This window comes from Cellulomonas sp. P4_B5_2, assembly GCF_056402235.1.
Map to the genome: position 1 here is coordinate 1 of NZ_JBFUHU010000303.1, position 4,580 is coordinate 4,580.

Annotated in this window: 3 protein-coding genes and 1 pseudogene; all 4 read right to left on the bottom strand. The window is 70.7% G+C overall.

The window, feature by feature from the left end; all coding sequences use genetic code 11:
• Positions 1 to 509 (bottom strand): MFS transporter (locus tag AC1DUQ_RS18010; RefSeq protein ID WP_477074271.1); only part of this gene is annotated, 509 nt, incomplete at its 3' end.
• A 42-nt stretch (positions 510 to 551) separates the two neighbouring features.
• Positions 552 to 2,546, bottom strand: coding sequence for an ABC transporter ATP-binding protein (locus tag AC1DUQ_RS18015; protein WP_477062823.1), 1,995 nt, complete (start codon positions 2,544 to 2,546; stop codon positions 552 to 554).
• Positions 2,543 to 4,288: an ABC transporter ATP-binding protein gene (locus AC1DUQ_RS18020; protein ID WP_477074272.1), complete on the bottom strand. Its 1,746-nt coding sequence runs from the start codon at positions 4,286 to 4,288 to the stop codon at positions 2,543 to 2,545. Before AC1DUQ_RS18020 ends, AC1DUQ_RS18015 begins: the two co-directional genes overlap by 4 nt.
• Positions 4,282 to 4,580, bottom strand: a pseudogene (locus AC1DUQ_RS18025) (hypothetical protein); the annotation flags it as partial. The pseudogene AC1DUQ_RS18025 and the gene AC1DUQ_RS18020, both read right to left, overlap by 7 nt.

The following is a 4,580-nucleotide window of genomic DNA, read 5'->3' on the forward strand; positions in this document are numbered from 1 at the left end:
GCCACGGCCACGGCCGGGCGCCACCCCCAGCCGACGGCCACACAGGCGCCGACGGCGAGCGGGCCGAGCAGCCCGACCGAGGACCCGACCCCGTTGCCCTCGGTCAGGGCCGCGGACGCCTTGCTGCCGTGCTGCAGCGCCAGCCCTGCCTGCGTCGAGCTGATGGCGACGTTGCCGCCCAGCGACACGACGACCATCGCGCTGAGGCTCCAGACCAGACCCGGGGCCGCCACGATGCCGCACGCACCGACGGCCACCAGCACGGACGCGACGACGATCGCACCCCGCCGACCCCGCGCACGCACGAGCCGTGGTGTGGCGAGCGACGCCGCGATCGCTCCGACGGCCATCGCGGTCCCGTGCAGCCCGGCCTGGGCGGCGGAGATGCCCAGCTCGTCGGCCAGCAGCGGCACGCTCGGGTTGAAGCTGTAGAGCAACCAACCCCACACCACGAAGGGGCCGTAGAACGCGATCGTCATGCGGTCGCGCGGGAACCCCTGGGATGACATGCGCCCGAGCGTACGTGCCTGCTCAGGGCGTTCTCCGGGACGTCAGTCCACCGGCGCCACCGCGGCGGCGAACTGGCTCGCGTACAACCGGGCATATGCGCCACCGGCGGCGAGGAGCTCGTCGTGCGACCCCTGCTCGACGATCGCGCCGTCCTCCATGACGAGGATGGTGTCGGCGTCGCGGATCGTGGACAGGCGGTGCGCGATGACGAATGACGTCCGCCCGTGCCGCAGCGCGTTCATCGCCTGCTGGACCAGCACCTCCGTGCGGGTGTCCACCGAGGAGGTCGCCTCGTCGAGGATGAGGATCGCCGGGTCGGCCAGGAACGCGCGCGCGATGGTGAGCAGCTGCTTCTCGCCCGCCGAGACGTTCGAGCCCTCGTCGTCCACCGTCGTGTCGTAGCCGTCGGGCAGCGTGCGCACGAACTTGTCCACGTGCGTCGCCTCCGCCGCGGCGACGATCTCCTCCTGGGTCGCACCGTCGGCGCCGTACGCGATGTTCTCCGCCAGCGTGCCGCCGAAGAGCCAGGTGTCCTGCAGGACCATGCCCATCTGCGAGCGCAGGGCGTCGCGGGTCAGCTCTCGGGTGTCGACGCCGTCGAGGGTGATCCGGCCGCCGTCCACCTCGTAGAACCGCATGAGCAGGTTGACCAGCGTCGTCTTCCCGGCGCCCGTGGGTCCGACGATCGCGATGGTCTCCCCCGGCTCCGCCACGAGCGACAGGTCATGGATCAACGGCTTGTCCGGCGAGTAGCTGAACGCGACGTGCTCGAACGCGACCCGCCCCCGGGTGGGCTGGACCGGCGGGGTCGGGTCCGTCGGGTCGGGCGACTGCTCCGGGGCGTCCAGCAGCTCGAACACCCGCTCCACCGAGGCCACGCCGGACTGCAGCAGGTTGGCCATCGACGCGATCTGCGTGATCGGCTGCGTGAACTGCCGGCTGTACTGGATGAACGCCTGCACGTCACCGAGGGTCATGGTCCCGGACGCCACCCGCAGCCCGCCGACGACGGCGACGATCACGTAGTTGAGGTTGGCGACGAAGCCGAGCGCGGGCTGGATGATCCCGGAGATGAACTGCGCCCGGAAGCTCGAGTCGTAGAGCTTCTCGTTGCGCTCGGCGAACACCTCGGCCGCCTCGGCCTGCCGACCGAACACGGTCACGAGGGCGTGCCCGGTGTACATCTCCTCGATGTGCGCGTTGAGCTTGCCGGTCCACGCCCACTGCTCCATGAACTGCGGCCTCGACCGCTTGGCGATGGCCCCGGCGATCATCACCGAGAGCGGCACGGTGACCAGCGCGATCACGGCCAGCAGCGGCGAGATGAGGAACATCATCACCAGCACGCCGACCACCGTGAGCACCGACGTGATGAGCTGCGAGAGCGTCTGCTGCAGGGTCTGCGCGACGTTGTCGATGTCGTTGGTCACCCGGCTCAGCAGCTCACCGCGCGGCTGGCCGTCGATGTACCGCAGCGGCAGTCGCGACAGCTTGGCCTCCACCCGCTGACGCAGCCCGTACACGACGCGCTGCACGACGACCGCGGTCAACCGCCCCTGCAGCCAGCCGAACAGGAACGAGCCCACGTAGATCAGCAGCACGATCATCAGCAGCTGCCAGAGCCGGTCGAAGTCGATCCCGACCCCGGGCACGGCCCCGCTGCCGGCGACGACGTCCGCGAACGTGTCCTGCCCGCTCGCGCGCAGCGCCGAGACCGCCTGGTCGGTGGTGGTGCCGGCCGGGAACGCGGAGCCCAGCTGGGTGCCGATGACCCCGTCGAAGATGATGTTGGTGGCGTTGCCGAGCAGCTTGGGCCCGATGACCGCCAGGAACACCGAGGCGATCGCGAGCGCGACGATGAGGGCCATGGGTGCGCGCTCGCCGCGCATCTCGCGCAGGAACCGCGACGCGGACTCGCGGAAGTTCATCGACTTCTCGCCGGGCATGCCGAGGTTCATCATCGGGCCGCCGCCACGAGGGCCGCGCCCGGGCGGGGGAAGCCGCTGCGGCGTGGCTTCGCGCTCCTCGGTGCTCATGCCGCCTCCTCCACGCTGACCTGCGAGTACACGATCTCCCGGTAGGTCTCCGACGACTCCAGCAGCTCGGCGTGCGTGCCGACGCCGACCACCAGGCCGTCCTCCATGACCACGATGCTGTCCGCGTTCCGGATGGTCGCCACGCGCTGCGCGATCACCAGCACCGTGGCCTCCCGGGTCTCGGGCACCAGCGCCGCCCGCAACCGCGCGTCCGTCGCATAGTCGAGCGCCGAGAACGAGTCGTYGAACAGGTAGATGTTCGGCCGCCGTACCAGCGCCCTCGCGATCGCCAGGCGTTGACGCTGACCGCCCGAGACGTTGGTGCCGCCCTGCGAGATCGGCGCGTCGAGCCCACCCTCGAGCGCCTCGACGAAGTCGCGCGCCTGCGCGACCTCGAGCGCGTGCCACAGCTCGTCGTCGGACGCACCGGGCTTGCCGTACTCGAGGTTCGAGCGGACGGTGCCGACGAAGAGGAACGGCTTCTGGGGGACCAGGCCGATCTGGGTCCACAGCTGGTCGGGGTCCAGCGCGCGCACGTCGACGCCGTCGATGAGCACCTCGCCGCCGGTCACGTCGAACAGCCGCGGGATGAGGTTGAGCAGGGTCGTCTTCCCGGCGCCGGTGGAGCCGATGATGGCCGTGGTCTTCCCCGGCTCCGCCACCAGGTCCACGCCGTGCAGCACGGCGCGCTCGGCGCCCGGGTAGCGGAACTCGACGCCGTGCAGCTCCAGGAGGCCGGGCCGCGACTCGGGGCCGGTGCGCAGCGTCGCCGGCTGCGAGGGCGGGACCACGGAGGTGCGGGTGTCCAGCACCTCGCCGATGCGCTCGGAGGACACGACGGCCCGCGGGACCATCACGAACATCATCGTCGACATCATCACGGCCATGAGGATGTACGCGATGTACGACAGGAACGCGGTCAGCTGCCCGATCATCAGGTGCCCGGCGTCGATGCGCTGCGCCCCGAACCAGAGGACGGCGACCGTCGTGGCGTTGAGCACCAGCATGACCGCCGGGAACATCAGCGCCATGAGCTTGCCCACCCGCAGCGAGGTGTCGTAGAGGTCGGTGTTCGCCCCGTCGAACCGCGCGGACTCCCGGCGCTCGCGCACGAACGCGCGCACCACGCGGACGCCCGCGATCTGCTCGCGCAGCACCCGGTTGATGGCGTCGATCCGCTTCTGCATCGACCGGAAGTACGGGATCATCCGCGTGACGATCAATGCCACGACGATGCCGAGCGCGGGCACCGAGACCAGGAGCACCGCGGACAGGCCGACGTCCTCGCGCATGGCCATGATCACGCCGCCGACCAGCATGATCGGCGCCATGATCATCAGGGTGAACGTCAGCAGCACCACCATCTGCACCTGCTGCACGTCGTTCGTCGTGCGGGTGATGAGCGTCGGGGCACCGAACTTGGCGACCTCCTGCGCCGAGAACGTCTGCACGTGCCCGAACAGCCGCTTGCGGACGTCGCGGCCGAACGCCATGGCGGTGCGGGAGCCGAAGTACACGGCGATCACCGCCGCGATCACCTGCACCAGGCTCACCGCGAGCATCACGCCACCGAGCCGCATGATCTCCGCGGTGTCGCCCTGCGCCACGCCGTCGTCGATGATCCGCGCGTTGAGGCTGGGCAGGTAGAGCGTCGCGATGGTCTGCACCAGCTGGAGCACGACCACGGCGACGACCGCGCTCCGGTAGGGCCGCAGGTGCTCCTTGAGCAGGGTGATCAGCATCGCGGGCTCCCTTCGGCCAGGACGCCGTGCAGGACCAGGTCAGCCAGCCGCTCCGGGCTCGGGGGTGGGACCTCGAGCCCGCGCCGCAGCGCGTCCACGGTCCGCATCGACGAGCCCATCAGCACCGWGGTGAGCAGCTCGATCACGTCGTCGACGGGCAGCCGGAACAGCTCGGCGTCGGGCTCCAGCAGCCACGCGAGCGTCGCGTTGACGGCCGCGGTCCCGGCCTCCTGCCGCCGACCCCACATCCGCATCGCCGCCTCGCGGTGCTCGCCCGGGGACCGTCCGGGCT